The organism is Kitasatospora sp. CM 4170 (assembly GCF_032110285.1).
GTDB classification, from domain to species: Bacteria; Actinomycetota; Actinomycetes; order Streptomycetales; family Streptomycetaceae; genus Kitasatospora; species Kitasatospora aburaviensis.
The window spans coordinates 1,065,955-1,082,716 of sequence record NZ_CP134877.1; the positions used below are offsets into that span (position 1 = coordinate 1,065,955).

Here is a 16,762-nt window from a genome sequence, read left to right on the forward strand (position 1 = left end):
AGGAGTTGACCGTTGTCGCGTTCGATGGACTTCTCGGCGCTGAGCGATCTCGCCCAGGCCGTCGAGGCACTGCTGGCCGGGTTCGACCCTCCGGAGGGCCCGGAGGAGGCCGCCCTGCGCGAGCAGGTGCTCGACCTCGCGGGCGAGCTCCGGGCCCGGGCCGAGGCCCCGGTCTCGATCGCCGTGGTCGGCGAGTACAGCGTCGGCAAGTCACTGCTGGTGGGCACCCTGCTGGGCCGCCCCGACCTGCTCGCGGTGGAGGAGCGTCCCGCCACCGGCAACATCACCGTGCTCCGGCTCGTGCGCGGCGAGCCGGGCAGCCGGACCGAGGTCGCCCCGCGCACCCTGATCCGCTACATGAGCACCGCCCAACTCGGCTCCTGCGTCGGGGACATCCTCGCCGAACTGGTCGAGGGCATCGAGGCCCGGCACCCCGAGCTGCGGGCCCGGGAGCTGATCGGCGGTCACAACCCGGTGCTCGACGAACGCGGCTGGGGCGCGTTCAACAGCTGGTACCCGTGCCTGTGGGGCCGCCCGGGCCAGGGGGTGGTCGCGGTGAACCCGCTGACCATCGCCGCCACCCACCGGGACGCGGTGGTCGAGCTGTGCCGCATCCGCGACGCGCTGCGCGGCCAGCGCGACCTGGTGGACAGCGGTGCGCTGGACATCGACTCCGCCGCCGTCCGCGCCGCCCTGCTCCTGCCGCCGGTCGAGGCCACGCCGGACGAGGCGCCGCGGGTGGAGTCCGTGCACTTCACCCGGGCCAAGGTGGCCGAGGACGGCCAGGCGCTACGGGCGAGCTTCCCGCTGATCGAGCGGGTCGAGCAGACCGTCCTCGTCTCCCCGGAGGAGTGGGAGATCGGCGGGCTGATGCACGAGCACGAGGTGCAGGTCCTGGACTTCCCGGGGATCGGCGCCGTCGGCTCGTACGGGCGCGACCGCAACCTCAGCCGCCGGGTGCTGGCCGACATGCACACCATCCTGGTCGTCCTGCACGCCCAACGCCCTTACTCCCGTGAGGCGTTGTCCTTCTGGGACATGCTCACCGACGACGACCGGACGCCCGCCGCGCTCGCCGACGCCGCGCTCGTCGCGGCCAACCTCTTCGACCGGGTCGGCGCACCCCCGGCCGGGGACGGCAGCACCCCGCTCACCGACGCCCTCAACGGCATCCGGATCCAGGGCGGCAAGTACGTCGGCCGGCGCGCCGACCGCATCGTGGCGGTGTCCGCCGTGGCCGCCATCGAGGCGTACGGGCTGAGCTACGAGGGCGCCTCGCCCGAGACCAGGGCCGTCCTGGACCGGGTGCTGGCCGGGCTGCGGACCGATCCGCTGCCGCACTGGCAGGAGACGGTGACCCGGCTGGAGGCCCAGCACCCCGGCGACGACTGGGCGGCCCGGCTGCACCACTACGACCAGGACGGCGGGCTCAAGGCGCTGCGCGACCTGCTGGAGGCGCACGTGCGCGAGCACGGCGTCGGCCAGAAGGCCGAGCGGGCCCAGCAGTCGAAGGAGAAGCTGGCGACCGCCCTGCGCGATCTGCGGCGGCGCCTCTGCCTCGACCTGGTGGCGCCCTCCGAGGAGTACGTCAGCGCCGCCACGCGGTTCGAGGAGATCCGGGCGGTGTTCCACCGCGCCACCCGCCAGCTCCGGCAGCTGCGCGACCCGCAGGACGAGACGCCCGAGGGCCCGCTGCCGCCGTCCTTCGCCGAGGTCAGCCGGCAGGTCCGCAACGAGGTCTACCGCTGGGAGCCCTGGAACCACCTGATGGAACGGGCCTCCGACAACCCCGAGTTGCTGGTGTCGCGCAGCGAGCCGCCCCGGCGCAACCGGATCGGGCCGGGGGCCAAGCGCGACCAGCGCCAGGACGACTCGATCTCGCCGGACGTCACCGTCGTCTACCAGGAGACCTTCCGGGCCACCATCGACGACGCGGTGGCCCGGAACCTGGCGGCCGTCCAGGAGTGGCTGGACGCCTGGGGCGCGTACTGGCAGAGCGACTGCGGGCCGCTGCTGCGCTGGCTGCGCGACGAGGACGACGAGTCCGCCCGGCTGCTGACCGAGGTCTACCAGCGGCGCCGGCACGACGTGGGGCTGCTGGACTACGTGGACTTCGCGCTGGACGTGGCCGAGGTCGCCGAACAGCTGAAGGCGGCGCTGGCCGAGGACGCCATGCCCAAGGCCGCCGACTGGGCGGCGGACTTCCCCGCCCAGTCCCGCCACGCCCTGCCCTGGCACCACACCATGAAGGTGCCCTCCGACGCCGACGACCGGCGCCGGCGCCACCCGCTGGCACTGGCGCAGCTGCGGGCGGCCATGGCCGAGGCCGCCGCGGCCCGGGTCGGCGACGAGCTCGACCGGCTGATGGACTACGCGCTGGCCGAGCTGACGCGCGTGTTCGGCGACGCGTCCAGGTCCCTGCTCAGCCCGGCGGACTTCCGGGCGCCGCTGGGGGCACCGGACGGCGGCGAGGAGCGTCCGCTGCCGCAGGCGGTCCGCGACATCGACGACATCCTCCGCGAGTGGAACGAGGGCGACGCATGACCTCCGCACTGACCATCGGCTTCGCCGCTCCGGAGCAGGGCGGGCTGCGCGGCGACGCCGTCGTCGCCGACGGCGCCCGCCAGTTCTCGCTGCTCGCGGTCGAGAACGGCTACCTGCTGCCCACCGTGATCCTCGAACCGGAGGGTTACCAGGGCAATCTGACCGCCCACCTGCCGGCCGGGCTGGAGGTGGCCGACGAGGACGGGGCGCCCTGCCCCGCGGCGCTGGCCGCCGCCCTGCGCGCGGTCTGGGCCCCGGCGGACCCGACCCGGCTGACCGTGACCGGCCGCCGGGTGCTGGTCTCCGGCGCGAGCCTGCCGCTGGAGGTGGTCCACCCGGGCCCGTGGGACCCGGCCGACCCGCCCGGCGAACCGCTCGTCGTGGTGGTCTCCTGGAAGGTCGGCTACTCGGGGGCACTGGCCCCCGGGGCCGCCCACGCGGCCGTCCAACTCACCTTCCTGCCGCCCGGGGTGAGCCCCTCGGCCGCACCGGACGTGGAGCCGCCCCTGCTGGTCCTGCGCGACTCCCGCGCCCGGGGACGCCGGCTGCGGGGCGAGCAGGGCCGGGTGGTCGCGGTGGACTTCGGCACCACCGCCTCCACCGCGACGGTGGTCGACACCTCGGTGATCTCGGACCGCGCGGTGGACGCGACCCAGCAGCGGACCCTGGGGCGGGAGCTGGCCGCGCTGACCGCCCCGCCGCCCGACGCCCCGGAGTCCTGGCGCCGGGCGCTGGAGGGCCTGCGGGCCGAGCACCTGGAGCTCGACCGGCAGCAGCACCGCACGCTCACCGGCGCGGAGGCGCTCGGCCGCCTCGGCGAGCTCGACGTCGCCACCGCCGTCCTGCTGCGCGTCGAGGCGGTCCGGGCCGGCGCCGTGGCCGACGAGCAGTTGCAGGCGTGGCTGGCGGACCGCCTGCACCGGCTGGTCACCGCCACCGTGGCGACGCCGCCGCTGGACATCCACTCACTGCGCCCGGTGCCGTACGCCGACGGCCACGGCGGGGAGACCTTCGCCCCGGCGACCGCGATCCGCCGGGCCGCCGAGCCGCTCGACCGCCCCGGCGTCTCCTGGTACGACAACGCCGGCTGGGAGCTGTGCGCGGAGGACGCCGACGGCGTGACCGGCCTCAAGCGGACCTTCTTCGAGCATCGCGGCGCCGGCCCCCGGGACGGCCTGCCGGCGCCGGTCCACCTCATCCAGCACCTGCTGCGGCTGCTGATCGAGGGTGCCGAACGCCACGTGGACGACGGCGAGGAGGGCGAGCCGCCGCGGATGGGCACCGCGCTGCTCACCTACCCGACCTCGGCGCTGCCGCAGGACCGCGAGAAGCTGGGCCGGCTCGTCCAGGAGGGCCTGTCGATCGACACCGTGGACCTGCGCATCGACGAGGGCCTCGCCGCCGGCCTGTACTTCCTGATGCGGGATCTGACGGCCAACCTGGAACTGGGCCTGGAGTCGCTGCGGGCCTCCGCGCGCCCGGTGCCCGGCCGCACCGACCAGTGGCAGCGGATCATGCTGGTGGTCGACATCGGCGGCGGCACCAGCGACATCGCCCTGCTGGAGATGACGCTCACCGACGACACCCGGCTGGCCGACCCGGCCAGGGCCTTCGTCGCGGGCCGCCACTACAAGCTGAGCCCGCGGATCCTGGGCACCATCGGGCACGGCCAGCTCGGCGGCGACCTGCTCACACTGCACGTCCTGTACTGGATCAAGGCCCGGCTGGTGGACGCCCTGGGGCCCGGCCGGACGATGGAGGGACACGGCGGCAAGCCGCTGTCCGTCCAGGTCGCCGAGCAGACCGGCGAGAACCGCAAGGAGCTGGTCTCCCGCCCGGTCCGGGCCGAGCTGCAGCGGGTGCTGCCCACCGACTGGTCCGGGGCGGCCGCGCCGGAGGACCCCGACGAGGTGGCCGTCCGCAAGGAGCGCTTCCACCGGCTGTGGCGGATCGCGGAGCAGGCCAAGCGGGTGCTGGGGCAGGAGGACCGGCCGTACCTGATCGACCCCGCCGACATCATCGAACTCACCGAGGGGGGCGGCGTCCTGCTGTCCCACCCGTCCGCGCCGGTGGAGCTGCCGGTCGCCGAGTTCCGGATGCTCGTCCAGCCCGTGCTGGAGCAGGCCGCGACGATGGCGGCCTCCCTGGTGGCCGACGCCTTCGCCCGGGCGGAGCCGGGGAACGACCGGGCCGAACCCGTCCTCGACCAGGTCGTGCTCTCCGGCCGCACCAGCGCCATGAAGGGCGTGCGCCGGGCGCTGGAGAGCAGGCTCGCCGCCCGCCTGCTCTCCGACCAGGGCGACGGCACCCGCCGCACCGCCGTCTGGAACCCCAGCCGGATCCACACCGAGACCGGCTACCTCGCCAAGCAGGCCACCTCCATCGGTGCCGCGTGGCTGCACACCATCCGCGGCTTCCAGGGCCACGCCGCCGGCCTCCACGCGAACGACGCCGGGAACAGCGAGGTCCAGGCCTCCGAGCTGGCCGTCGAGACCAAGGGCCTGTTCGCCTGCCTGCCCTGCGACTTCGGCCTGCTGGGCCAGAGCGGGGTGCTCTACAGCCTGTTCCGCTCCGGCACCCCCTACGAGGAGCTCACCCCCGACGGGCGGCTCGGCCTGCGCTCGAACTGGCGGCGGGTGGTGCGCCGGATCGACGTCCAACGCCCCCGCGCGGGGAGCGACGCCATCCAGTGGGGCCTCCTCGACATCGAGCGCATCCCCGAGTACAAGCGCCACGCCACCCGCGCGGTCTGGGACTTCGAGGGGACGCCCGAGATCAGGTTCCAGGCGGAGGTCGACAACCGGCTGCGGCTCTTCGTCCTCCTCTGCCACGGCGACCCCCACTACCACGTCGGCGCCGCGGACGCCGGGAGCGGCGAGTTCGGGCTCGACCTCCACGGAGCGGCGGACGGCGCCCTCGTGTTCGACCACTACCTCGGCCGGCTCTCCGTCCCGGGCGCGATCTGCGTCTCCCCCGCCCGGCCCGACGGGAGGCCCGGTCCGCTGACCGAGGTCTTCCCCGCCCACCCCGAGGGCGCCGACCCGCGCGACTACCTCGACCTGCTCTTCCACACCTCGGCCCGGCCGGACCCGCAGATCCCGCCGGTGCCCGGCCGGAGCTCCCGGCTGCGCAGCCCTGCCGGCGCGGCCACCCACCTGAACGTGCTGCTGAAGCCCGCGCAGGGGGAGCCGGTCCGGCTCGGCCGGCTCGCCGTGCCGCCGGCCAACAGCGAGGCCGCGGCCGACGACCTGCGCTTCACCCTCGACGCCCACGGCTGGCTGCGGGTGCACCGCGGCCACGTGCCGTACCCGGACGCCGGCTCCTTCGCGCACATCGAGCAGCGGCCGGGGTGGGTGTACCGCGCCGAGATGGAGCCGGGCCTGCGGGAGTTCAACAGCTACTGGGACCCGACCAGCGGGAGGCACTGATGGGGACGACGACTGCACCGGACGCGGGCCCCGGGCCCGGGGGGACGCCCGCGCAGGCGCCCGAGGCGGCGCCCGACGACGGGCTCGACCCGCTGTTGCGCGGCTTCGCGGAGCTGGCCCACGAGCTGCTCCTGCTGCCGTCCGCCTCCCGGACGGCGTTCCTGGAGGAGCTGTACGGATTCATGGGCGGCCTCAACCGCCGCGCGGTGGAGGCGGTGGCACCGTCCGGCCGGCCCGCGGCGACGGGGACGACGGTGACGGAGGCGGAGGCGAAGGCCGAGCGGGAGGCCGAGCGGCTGCTCGCCGCGCTGGCCTGGCAGCTCTGGCGGGTGGTGGGAACCGCCGCGCGGGCGGGAACGGCGGTCGGGACCGGGACGGGCTCGGCGCCGGCCCTTGCTGCGGCCCCCGTGCCGGCCGGGGTGCGGCCGGGCGGGGTGCGGCCGGGCGGGGAGGGCGCCACCGCGGACCGGGCGCCGGGCGGCGGACCGGCCGACGACGGCTCCGGCGGTGGGCGGCAGTCGGCCGCAGCCGCCGCCGGGGTGTCCGCAGGCCCGGCGGCCACGGACGGGGCGGACACCACGGACTCGGTGTACACCGATCCGCCCGCCGAGCCCACCGGGTCCACCGGGTCCACCGACCCGACCGGGCCCGCCGATCCGACCGACGAGGAGCCCGCGGAGCAGGCCGGGCCCGCGCCGTCGTCCGAAGAGCCGTCCTCCGAAGAGCCGTCGTCCGAAGAGCCGCCCTCCGAGGAGGCGCCGCTCGAAGAGGCGCCGCTCGCCGCCTTCACCGCCCGGCTGGCCGCGGTCGCCGCCGCCCACCCCGACCTCCGGAACGACACCGAGCTCCGGAACGACACCGACAGCACCGACCCGGCCGGGCTCTGGCTCCGGCTGCACCTCGCCGTGCTGAAGATCCCGGCCGAGCGGGTGGCCGCACGCCGCGCCGAACTGGCCGAGGCCGCCCTGCTGCTCGACGAGGTCGTCGAAGGGGGCCCGGACGTGCTCGTCCCGGCCCTGCCGGGGGTGTTCGAGGAGGCGTTCGTCGTCCCGCTGGACGTACCGGAGTCCGGGGAACCGGCCGAGGCCGACCGCGTGGAACTGCGCGCGGTGCTCGACGACGCGGAGGTTCCGGAGCAGGAGGAGGAGCGCGTCCTGCCGTGGGCCGTGCGGATCGCGCAGGCGAGGAGGCTGCTCGCCGTCGACCGCACGCTCGGCGGGTACGCCGAGAACAATGTGCCGTGGTCGCGTGCGCAGGCCGAACGGCTGCCGCAGGCCTGGACCGCGAAGCTGAGCAGCCTCAGCAAGGTCCGCGGCGCCACCACCGTCGCACGGTCCGCCCAGAAGCTGGACGCCACCCTGGGCCGGCTCTGCCACGAGGACCCGGCCCACCGGGGCAGTTGGTGGTGGGAGTGGCGCTCCAGGGTGTCCGCGCTGCTCGAAGCCCCGGCCGCCGCACTCGGCCGGCGGGCGGCGTCGCCCGAGGAGATCGCCGACTGGAGCATGGAGTACTGGACGAGGTGGTGCACGGGCAATGCGGTGCACCGCGGCGACCAGGCGCGGACGGTGCTGTGGGTGCTCACCACTCCGCTGGCGCCGCCCACCGACGCCTCGGAGCGCGGCCGCCTGCTGCTCGGCCACGCCCCGACCGGCCGGTGAGCCGCCCCGACGGGCCCGAGGGCCACGCCGGTCGGCCCCGGGACCGCACCGACGACGGGCTCCGCCCGGCCGCCCCGGACCTGGTCGATCCCGTGGTGGCGCGCGCCGCCGGCCTGCTCTCCGGGCTGCCGCTCGGCCGGGCCTGCGGCCTGGACCCCGACCTCGCCCGCGACGCCGCGCTGCTCGCCGCCGGCACCGTGCCGCGGCTGCGGATCGCGGTCGCCGGACCGGCCGCCGGACCCGTCCGCGCCTGGCTGGAGGGCGAGCTGACCACCCCCGACGCCCCCGGCGGCACCCCAGCCAACCACGACCCCGACGCCACCAACGGCACCGACCACCCCGACGCGACCGGCGGCCCGTCCGTGCCGGACTGCTCGGCCGATCCGGCCGGGAGCCACCTGCTGCTGTTCGCCGTCGCCGACCGGTCCGGCCCGCCGGACGGCCCGGAGCGCCGGGCGGCCGAACCGGCGACGGCCGCCCTCGCCCGGCCGGGGGCGCCGCGGGCGGTGATGGTGGTGACCGCCGCGCACGACTGGCACGGGGTCGGCCTGTCGGCCGTCGCCGGCTGGCACCGGCGCTGGCGGCACGAGTGGTGGGGTCCGGCGGCGGCCGCCCTCCCGGTGTACGCCGTCGTCCCGGACTGGTGGGCCCGGGACCGGGCCCTCTCGGGCCTGGAGACCCTGCTGCAGCAGGTCGTCCGACCCGCCGTCGACGGTGCGCGGGGAGCGGTCACCGCGCTCACCCTGGCCCGGCTCACCTCGGCCTTCCAGGAGGTGCGGCTGGAGGGACGGGCCCAGGCGGCGGCACTCGGCTGGGCGCTGGACGCCCACGGGCTGCCCCGCCCCCCGGGGTCCGGCGACGCGCCCGACCTCACCCGGCGGGCCGAGCTCTGGCACCGCCTGGACGTCTACTCCGCCGCGCCGCCGGCCCGCCGCGCCGCCCACCGGCTGCGGACCGCCGCGCGCACCAACCAGGACCGGCCCGGCAACCCGCGCCCCGCGCCGCCCACCGCACCACGGCCCACCCCCGACGACCACCCGCGCCCCGACGACCACCCGGCCCACCGCGGCACGCACGACCGCGGCACCCGAGAGGAGAGACCGTGACCGTGTTCCTGCTCGTGCTCCTGATGCTCAGCGTCGGGGCCAACATCTGGCAGGCCGTCCGCCAGTCCCGCAGCGACGAACAGCACCGCCTCGCCGACGAGTCGGCGCAGAACCACATCGCCCGGCTGCAGAACGACCTCCGCCTGCTGGACGCGGAACGGTCCCACCTGATCGCCCAGCTCACCGTCGGCCGGTCCGGCAGCGCCGAGACCGAGGCCGCACGGCAGAGCCTGTCCGACCGGGTCGGCCTGCTGCACTCCCAGCTCGACGCGGAGGCGTCCGGGCGGGCGACGGCGGAGGACCGGATCCGCGCGCTCGGCGCCGAACTCGCCGCGGAGAGCAGCGGGCGGGCCCGGGCCGAGGAGGAGGCCCGCGCACTCGGCGCCAAGCTCGACGAGCTGGCCGCCGCCCGGGCGGAGCCCGTCGAGGCGCCCTCGCCCGCCGTGCCGCGCGAACTGCCGCTCGGGCGTGACGCCGTGGCCGACAGCGTGGTCGACGGCGCCGACCTCGGCCCGCTGGTGGTGCGCGCCGCCTCGGTCCGCGGGGAGAGCAACCGCCGTGGCAAGGAGCACCGCCGGGACGCGGTGCTGCTCAGCAGGATCGACGGCTTCGGCTCGCCCGTGCTGCTCGGTTCCGTCGCCTCCGGCGCCCCCGGGGAGCCGCTCAGCCAGACCGCCGCCACCGCGGCCTGCCGCGCGCTGGCCCAGCAACTCGCCGACTACGCACCGCGGTTGCGCGGCAAGCTGTTCGGCGCCGGGTACGACCCGGAGGTCTCCGGCATGCTCGGTGTCGCCCTCGGCGGCGTCGCCCGCTCGGTGCAGCTCGTCGCCGACGGCGCCACCGCCGTCCTCGGCGGCCGGGACGCGCAGCGCGGGCGGACCGCCGCGACGTCCCTGTTCGCCGTGCTCTCCGAACTCGACGACCGGGAGCGGGACGGCGTCCGCCAGCACATCGCCTTCGGCATCGGGGACGGCGCGGTGCTGCGGCTGCGCGACGAGGGCTCGGGGCCGCGGTGGACGGCGGTCTTCGAACCCGAGCGCTCGCTGCGCACCCACCGGCTCCCGGCCTCGCCCACGGCCCTGTCCTGGTCCCGCTTCCCCACCGTCCCGGGCGACGTGGTGGTGGTCGCCGGGCGCCCGATGGCGGAGCTGCTGCTCCGCCCGGACACCGGCGACTGGTTCGCGCAGCGGTGGTCCGGCCGCCAGCCGTACCTGACGTCCTTCCTGTCGGACGTGAACGTCGAGGTCCGGGCCAACACCGGCGGCGACCGCAGCCTGGTCACCGTCTGGGACTACGGTCAGGCCCGCCTCGCCGAGGAGGCCTCGCCCCACGCGTGAGCGCCGGGTCCTCCCCCGTCACCGCGCCTGCCCGGCAGGGTGACCCGCCCCCCGGGTCCCCTGCCAGGAGGTGAGGCCCGGTCCCCGCGCGCCCGCGGACACCGCGGACGCGCGGGGACGAACGGATCGGACCGCGGCACAGAGCCGACGGTCCGTCACGTCACGGACCGCCCGGGGGCTCGTAGCGGTAGCCGACCGCGTCGGCCTCCAGCATGTCGTCGACCGTCACTGCGGCCTGCGCGGAGAAGTCCGGCAGGAACGCCTTGACCTGGGGGTCCAGGCTCGTCGTGTCGTACCCGGACGCACCGCCCACCCACGGCCACATCGCGTCGCCCAGCCGATGGCCGGGCGGTGCCGGCTTCAGGTCGAACGGCGACAACTGGTCGGCCGGGGGGTAGTGATTCGACGGCTTGGAGCCGACCACCGCGGCCAACCGGCCTGCCTGCCAGGTCGCCCAGATCCGGTCGACGTTGGCGTGGTGCAGCCAGAACACCGGGTCGTTCGGGGAGAACGCCTGCGACGACATGTGGCCGCCGACGAAGTTGTGACCCGTGTTGTGGGTAGGCAGGCCAGTGATGCCCTGTTCCAGGACCAGCCAGAAGTACCAGAACGGGTGCACCCCCGGCTGATCCACCACCAGCTGTTCCAGCTGGGTGATCGACGCCTGGGGCGGCGGCCAGCTCACCTGCACGCTGCCCCGGGCCAGCGACGTGCCGAAGGTGTCCTCCAGCAGCGGATGGATCGGGAACCCGGGAGCGTTGGCGGGCCACCATGCCGGCCGCTCGGCCGGCGGCACCGAGGCTCGCAGCACGCTGTCGGTCAGCGGCGCGGGCGCTCCGGTGCGCAGCGAGCCCAGGAAGTCCCTGTGGAACAGCTTGCCGGTCGCACCGACGTGGTCGGCCCAGTCCCAATAGGGAATGGTGACACCGGGCACCTCGGCCTGCAGGGCCAGCTCGAACTCGCGCAGGTACTTGCGGTGCCAGGCGCAGAAGCCGATGTTCCAGTGCCCGAAGTTGACGGTCTCCTCGGGCGGCAACCCCGGAACGGTGACCGCCATCACGGCGCCGTGCAGCGCCACGAACCGGTCGTAGACACTCACCCCGGCCGGAGCTCCGGGTGCCTGGCGCTGCCTCAGCCGGATCAGGGCCTCCAGGAAGTGGTCCCGTTCCTGGGTGGTGAGGCGGATCGCGTTCTTACGGACGTCCATGTCCGGCACCTCCGTGGTCGTGGTCGTGCGGAGTACCGCCGTGGTCGTGGTGGCCGTCGCCGTGGTCGTGATCGCCGTGCCCGTTGCCGTGCCCCTGGCCGTCGTGGCCGTCGCCGTGCCCCTGGCCGCCGTGGCCACCATGGTGTTCCAGGTGGCCGGTGGCCGGAACGGGGTACAGGCCGGCGACGAACGTGCGACCCGGGTCGTCGGACAGTAGCCGGCACAGCAGGGCGCGCAGCGTCTCGCCGGTGCGGGTCCGCAGGTGCAGTTCGCTCTGATACATGGAGGCCGGCCCGATTCCGATCTGCAGGGCGGCGCCGGCGCGGTGGGTGATCACCGTGACCGGGGCCTCCTCGATACCGATCAGGCCGCAGTGGACGGTGCCCTCCAGCGCGTCGGCCAGCCGGCTCAGACGCTGGGCGGTGCGCCCCTCGAAGGGCGTGAGGTCGGTCACCAGGTCCAGGCGCTCGTAGAGCATGCCCGGCCCGGTGACGACGAGTCGGAGTTCGGTAGCGTCGATGAGCAGGTCGACGAAGGTCGGCCCGCCCTTGAAGAGGACCGCGGAGGCCGCGGCCGGTACAACAGAGGTCATGGTTCTTCCGATCCGGGTTTCTTCCGATCCGGGTCACCGGCCGGACGGGGAGCGGGCCGGTCGGCGCGCGTCGACCGGCAAACCGGTCGCGCCCGCCCAGTGTGGCCACCGCCGCGGATCCCGGCCGGGCGCGGCGCGCACGGCAAGTCCGCGACAATCCGAACAGCCCACCGGACCCCGCACCCCGGTGCCGGCAACCGGTCGTGCACGGCCCCCTAGACTTCGGGGCCCGAAACCGCACCGCACCGGAGGGAGTCCGCAACCGATGTCGGACCGCACCACGTACCTCGTCCTTCCCGGCTACCAGAGCTCGGGGCCGGCGCACTGGCAGAGCCGCTGGGAGGCGGCGGACCCGGTGGCGTTCCGGCGGGTGGAGCAGGAGGACTGGGACCACCCCGAGCCGGAGGCCTGGGTGGCCGCCCTGGACGCGGCGGTGGCCGGTGCGGCGGCCGACGGGCAGGTCGTGTTGGTGGCCCACAGCCTCGGCTGTGCCACGGTGGCCCGCTGGGTGGCCACCGCGCCGGCGGAGCGGACGGCGGCCGTCCGGGGCGCGCTGCTGGTCGCGCCCGCCGACATCGACACCGCCGACGTCCCCCCGCTGTTCGGCTTCCGCCCGGTGGCGCGGGAGCCGCTCCCGTTCCCGGCGATCGTGGTCAACAGCACCGACGACCCGTGGGTCAGCCCGGAGCGCGGGCGGGGCTACGCGGAGGCCTGGGGCGCCCGGTACGTCGAGGTGGGCGCGCTCGGGCACATCAACTCGGACTCCGCGCTCGGCGACTGGCCGGAGGGCCGGAAGCTGCTGGCCGAGCTCTGAGGCGGAGCTCGCCCGGGCGTCGGCCCGGCTACGTCCGTCCGACTACGTCCGTCCGGCTACGTCCGGGCGCCCGCCGGCGGGTGGACGGGTGGCGGATCTTCTCCCGCAGTTCGCCGAACGGCCACCCGGCCGGGCGTCACGGCTCCTAGTCTGCGGGCGAAGACCACCACCGCCACGCCAACAGTGCGAGCAAGGAGCCTCCATGACGTACCGTCCGCTCGACGGCAACAGCCCGGCGGAGTCCGCGCCGGGCGCCGAGTCCTCGCGCCGCTGGTTCCTGCGGGCGACCGGCGCCGCCGGCCTGGGCGCGGCCGCGTTCGCCGCCGGCGCCGGGGACGCGTTCGCGGCGGGCGACGAGGACCGGCCGGACGCCGGCCGGCCGGCCGGTGACGACGAGCGCGGTGGCGACGAGCGCGGTGCGGCCGCCCGCCCGACCGGGACCCGTCCGCCGGTGCGCACCGGCACCGGGCTGGACCGGCTGCCGCACCCGCTGGTGATCGGCCACCGCGGCGCCCCCGGCTACCGCCCGGAGGAGACCCTCGGCTCGTACGAGCTGGCGCTGGAGCTGGGCGCGGACGTCATCGAGCCGGACCTGGTGCCGACCAAGGACGGCCACCTGGTGATCCGGCACGAGAACAACATCGCCGAGACCACGGACGTCGCCGACCACCGCGAGTTCGAGGGCCGCAAGACCACCAAGAGCATCGACGGCCAGCCGCTCACCGGCTGGTTCACCGAGGACTTCACCCTGGCCGAGCTGAAGACGCTGCGCGCCAAGGAGCGTCTGCCGCAGCAGCGCCAGCGCAACACCCTCTACGACGGCCGCTGGCAGATCCTCACCTTCCGCGAGCTGGCGGACTTCGCGCGCAAGCGCGGGCGCGAGCTCGGCCGCGAGGTGTGGCTCTACCCGGAGACCAAGCACCCGAGCTACTTCCGCTCGATCGGCCTGCCGCTGGAGGAGCGGCTCGCCGACGAGCTGCGCCGCACCGGCCTGGCCGGGCGCAACGGGCGGGCGATCCTGCAGTCGTTCGAGCCGAGCAGCCTGCAGCGGCTGGCCAAGCTGGTCGACAACCCGCGGATCCAGCTGCTCAGCGGCGCGACCAGCCGGCCGTACGACTTCGTGCTCGCCGGGGACCCGCGGACGGTGGCCGACCTGGTGAAGCCGGAGGGGCTGCGCTGGATCGCGTCCTTCGCGCACGGCATCGGCCCGACCACCCAGCTGATCGCCCCGGTGGACGCCGACGGCAAGCTCCAGCCGCCGACCACGCTGGTGCGCGACGCCCACGCGGCCAGGCTGCTGCTGCACCCGTACACGGTGCGCAACGAGAACGCGTTCCTGCCGGTGGACTACCGGCGCGGCACCGACCCGAACGCCTACGGCGACGCGATCGGCTGGGCCCGCTACCTGTTCGAGCTGGGGGTGGACGGCTTCTTCACCGACCAGACCGACACCTCGATCCTGGCCCGCCAGGACTTCTGGGCCGCCGAGGGCGTCAACTGACCTTCCCGGCAACGGAACCAGCCGTGCCCCGGACCGTCGGACGGTCCGGGGCACGGCTGTCGGCGGCCCGCGCCGGCGCGAGGGCCGGCGCGGGCGGGGAACGGACGTCAGCCCTCGTCGTCCTGGCCGCCGCCGGTGGTCGGCGTGCTGCGCGGGTTGCCGGGCCCGGGGTTGGGCTTGCGGCCGCCGCCGGGCCAACCCGGCGCGGTCTCGGGGCGGTTGGAGCCCGGCCCGAAGGTCGGTGACCCGGGGCTGCCGCTCGCGCCGGGGCTGGGGGTGGGCTCGCGCTTGGGCGGGTCCGGGATGTAGACGGTCGGGAAGGTCTCCTCCGGCATGTCCTTGACCGCCTGGTTCATGCCCAGGCGCCAGATCGGGCCCGGCCCGGTGGCGCCGAAGACCTCGTCGTAGTACTTGCCGCCGATCCGGATGTCCTTCATCGGGACGCCCTTGGCGGGGCCGCCGAGCCAGACCGAGGCGGCCAGGTTGGCGGTGTAGCCGCTGAACCAGGCGGCCTTCTTCTCGTCCGCGGTACCGGTCTTCGCGGCGATCTGCCGGCCGTCGTCGAGGTCGAGGTCGCGCGCGGTGCCCTTCTCGGTGACGCCGAGCAGCACGGTGTTGATCACGTCGGCGGTGGTCTGGGCGATCGCCTGGTTGCACTTGACCGGGGTGACCGGCACGTCGCGGCCGTCCACGGTGGAGATCTTGCTGATCGCGACCGGCGCGCAGTAGGTGCCCCGGGCGGCGAAGGTGGCGTAGACGTTCGCCATCACCAGCGGGCTGACCTCCTGGGTGCCGAGGCCCATCGCGGGCAGTTCCCTGAGCGGGTCACCGCTGGCCGTGGTGGCGATGCCCAGCTTGTTGGCCATCTGCTTGACCGCGCAGAGGCCGATCTCCTGCTCCATCTGCACGAAGTAGGTGTTGACCGAGAGGGCCATCGCCTTCTTCAGGTCGTAGGGGCCGACCTCGCCGGCGGACTCGTTGGGGACGCTGCCCTCCTTGGTGCCCTTCTTCAGGTTCTTCCAGGGGCCCGAGCAGGTGGACATCGTCGGCCAGTCCATCCGGTTCGGCGCGGAGTACTGCTGGGTCGGCGGGACGCCGGCCTCCAGCGCCGCGGCGGCCACGATCGGCTTGAAGTTGGAACCCGGCTGGAAACCGTTGCCGCCGCCCATCGCCGCGTCGACGTTGTAGTTGACGACGGTCTGGTTCTTGTTCGGGTCCAGGCCGTAGGGGCGGGTCTGGGCCATCGCGAGGATCTTGCCGGTGCCCGGCTCCACCATCGTCATGGCCGCGGAGACCGGGTCGGTGACGTTGACCCGCTTGGTCACGGCGTTCTGGGCGGCGGCCTGCTTCACCGGGTCGAGCGTGGTGTAGATGTTCAGGCCGCCCGCGGCCCAGAGCTTCTTCCGCTCGGCGGCGGTCTTGCCGAAGACCGGGTCCTGCTTCACCACGTGGCGCACGTAGTCGCAGAAGAAGCCCATCCCCGCGTTGGCGGTGATGCAGCCGTTCTGCGGCTCCTTGTACCTCAGGCCCAGCGGCGCGGCCTTGGCCTCCTGGGCCTGGGCGGCGGTGACGTGCTTGTTCTCGACCATCTTGTCGATGACCGTGTCGCGGCGCTTCTGGGCGGCCACCGGGTGCAGCTTCGGGTCGTACTGGGACGGGTTCTGCACCAGGCCGGCGAGCATGGCGGCCTCGGGGAGGGTGAGGTCCTTGGCGTCCTTGCTGAAATAGCGCTGGGAGGCCGCCTGGATGCCGTAGGCCTGGTGGCCGTAGAACGTGATGTTCAGGTAGTTGGTGAGGATCTGGTCCTTGGTCAGGTCCTCTTCCAACTTGATCGCGTACTTGAGCTCCTGGATCTTGCGGCCCAGGGTCTTGCGCTGGGCCTCCAGGACGGCCGCCTGGTCGTCGCCGGCCTTCTCCACGTTGACGTTCTTCACGTACTGCTGGGTCAGCGTCGAGGCGCCCTGGACGGTCGCGCCGCTCTCGGCGTTCTTGGTGATCGCGCGCAGCACGCCCTTGAGGTCGACGGCGCCGTGCTCGTAGAAGCGGGCGTCCTCGATGTCCACCTGCGCCGTGCGGATCAGCGGCGACATCTGGTCGGCGGGTATCACCGTGCGGTCGCGCTCGTAGACCTTGGCTATCAGGCCGCCGTTGGCGTCGTAGATCTGCGACGCCTGGTTCAGCGGCGGGGTCTTGAAGTCGTCCGGGATGCTGTCGAAGCTGTCGGCGGTGCTCTTGGCGGTCAGCCCGAGCGCCCCCGCGGCCGGCAGGGCCACCCCCGCCAGCAGCACGCCGGCGAGCGTGCTGTAGCCGAGGAACTTCACTCCGTGGCCCAGCAGGCCGAGCGGTGTCTCGCGGCGGCGGGGGCGTGCGACCCAGGTGTCGCCCGGGTCGGAGGTGGAGGTGCGGCGACTCTTCCGTGACATAGCCGGAACACTACGTCCACGAAAACCCCGCGCGGGGCGGGTGTTGGCCAAGCTTTGTCACAAATCGGCGACAGATTCACCTCATCGGGACCAGCCGGAAACCCGGCCGGCGGCACACCCCCACGGCGAACGGACCGTTCGCCCACGGCCGT

General features: G+C 74.7%; 10 protein-coding genes. 7 read left to right on the forward strand and 3 right to left on the reverse strand.

The features are described from left to right. The first annotated feature begins 12 nt into the window (after positions 1-12). From RMN57_RS04575 to RMN57_RS04595, 5 genes are read left to right on the forward strand one after another with little or no spacing between them, the layout of a single operon-like run. Positions 13-2,544 carry a dynamin family protein gene (locus RMN57_RS04575; RefSeq protein WP_313762067.1) on the forward strand — a complete coding sequence of 844 codons (2,532 nt, stop codon included), beginning with the start codon at positions 13-15 and terminating at the stop codon, positions 2,542-2,544. Then, the gene (locus tag RMN57_RS04580) at positions 2,541-5,972 is read left to right on the forward strand and encodes a hypothetical protein (RefSeq protein WP_313762068.1); all 3,432 of its coding nucleotides are present in this window, start codon (positions 2,541-2,543) and stop codon (positions 5,970-5,972) included. The genes RMN57_RS04575 and RMN57_RS04580 overlap by 4 nt, the downstream gene beginning before the upstream one ends. Continuing rightward, complete coding sequence (locus RMN57_RS04585) at positions 5,972-7,630, forward strand: hypothetical protein (protein ID WP_313762069.1); 1,659 nt, start codon at positions 5,972-5,974, stop codon at positions 7,628-7,630. Before RMN57_RS04580 ends, RMN57_RS04585 begins: the two co-directional genes overlap by 1 nt. Then, positions 7,627-8,736 (forward strand): hypothetical protein, encoded by a 1,110-nt coding sequence (locus RMN57_RS04590; protein ID WP_313762070.1) that lies wholly within the window; start codon positions 7,627-7,629, stop codon positions 8,734-8,736. The genes RMN57_RS04585 and RMN57_RS04590 overlap by 4 nt, the downstream gene beginning before the upstream one ends. Further along, on the forward strand, positions 8,733-10,073 hold the full coding sequence (locus RMN57_RS04595) for a protein phosphatase 2C domain-containing protein (RefSeq protein WP_313762071.1): 1,341 nt from the start codon (positions 8,733-8,735) through the stop codon (positions 10,071-10,073). Before RMN57_RS04590 ends, RMN57_RS04595 begins: the two co-directional genes overlap by 4 nt. A 160-nt stretch (positions 10,074-10,233) precedes the next feature. Here the strand turns inward: RMN57_RS04595 and RMN57_RS04600 are convergent, their stop codons facing one another. Both RMN57_RS04600 and RMN57_RS04605 read right to left on the reverse strand, forming a co-directional pair. Continuing rightward, on the reverse strand, positions 10,234-11,280 hold the full coding sequence (locus RMN57_RS04600; protein WP_313762072.1) for a tyrosinase family protein: 1,047 nt from the start codon (positions 11,278-11,280) through the stop codon (positions 10,234-10,236). Beyond that, positions 11,267-11,872, reverse strand: coding sequence for a hypothetical protein (locus tag RMN57_RS04605; protein WP_313762073.1), 606 nt, complete (start codon positions 11,870-11,872; stop codon positions 11,267-11,269). The genes RMN57_RS04600 and RMN57_RS04605 overlap by 14 nt, the downstream gene beginning before the upstream one ends. Positions 11,873-12,137: 265 nt before the next feature. Between RMN57_RS04605 and RMN57_RS04610 the strand changes: the two genes are divergently transcribed. After that, complete coding sequence (locus RMN57_RS04610; RefSeq protein ID WP_313762074.1) at positions 12,138-12,686, forward strand: alpha/beta fold hydrolase; 549 nt, start codon at positions 12,138-12,140, stop codon at positions 12,684-12,686. A gap of 202 nt (positions 12,687-12,888) precedes the next feature. After that, on the forward strand, positions 12,889-14,187 hold the full coding sequence (locus tag RMN57_RS04615; protein WP_313762075.1) for a glycerophosphodiester phosphodiesterase: 1,299 nt from the start codon (positions 12,889-12,891) through the stop codon (positions 14,185-14,187). Between the two features lie 107 nt (positions 14,188-14,294). On the opposite strand, the gene RMN57_RS04620 is transcribed toward RMN57_RS04615, so the two are convergent. Then, complete coding sequence (locus RMN57_RS04620; protein ID WP_313762076.1) at positions 14,295-16,610, reverse strand: transglycosylase domain-containing protein; 2,316 nt, start codon at positions 16,608-16,610, stop codon at positions 14,295-14,297. Between the last annotated feature and the right edge of the window lie 152 nt (positions 16,611-16,762).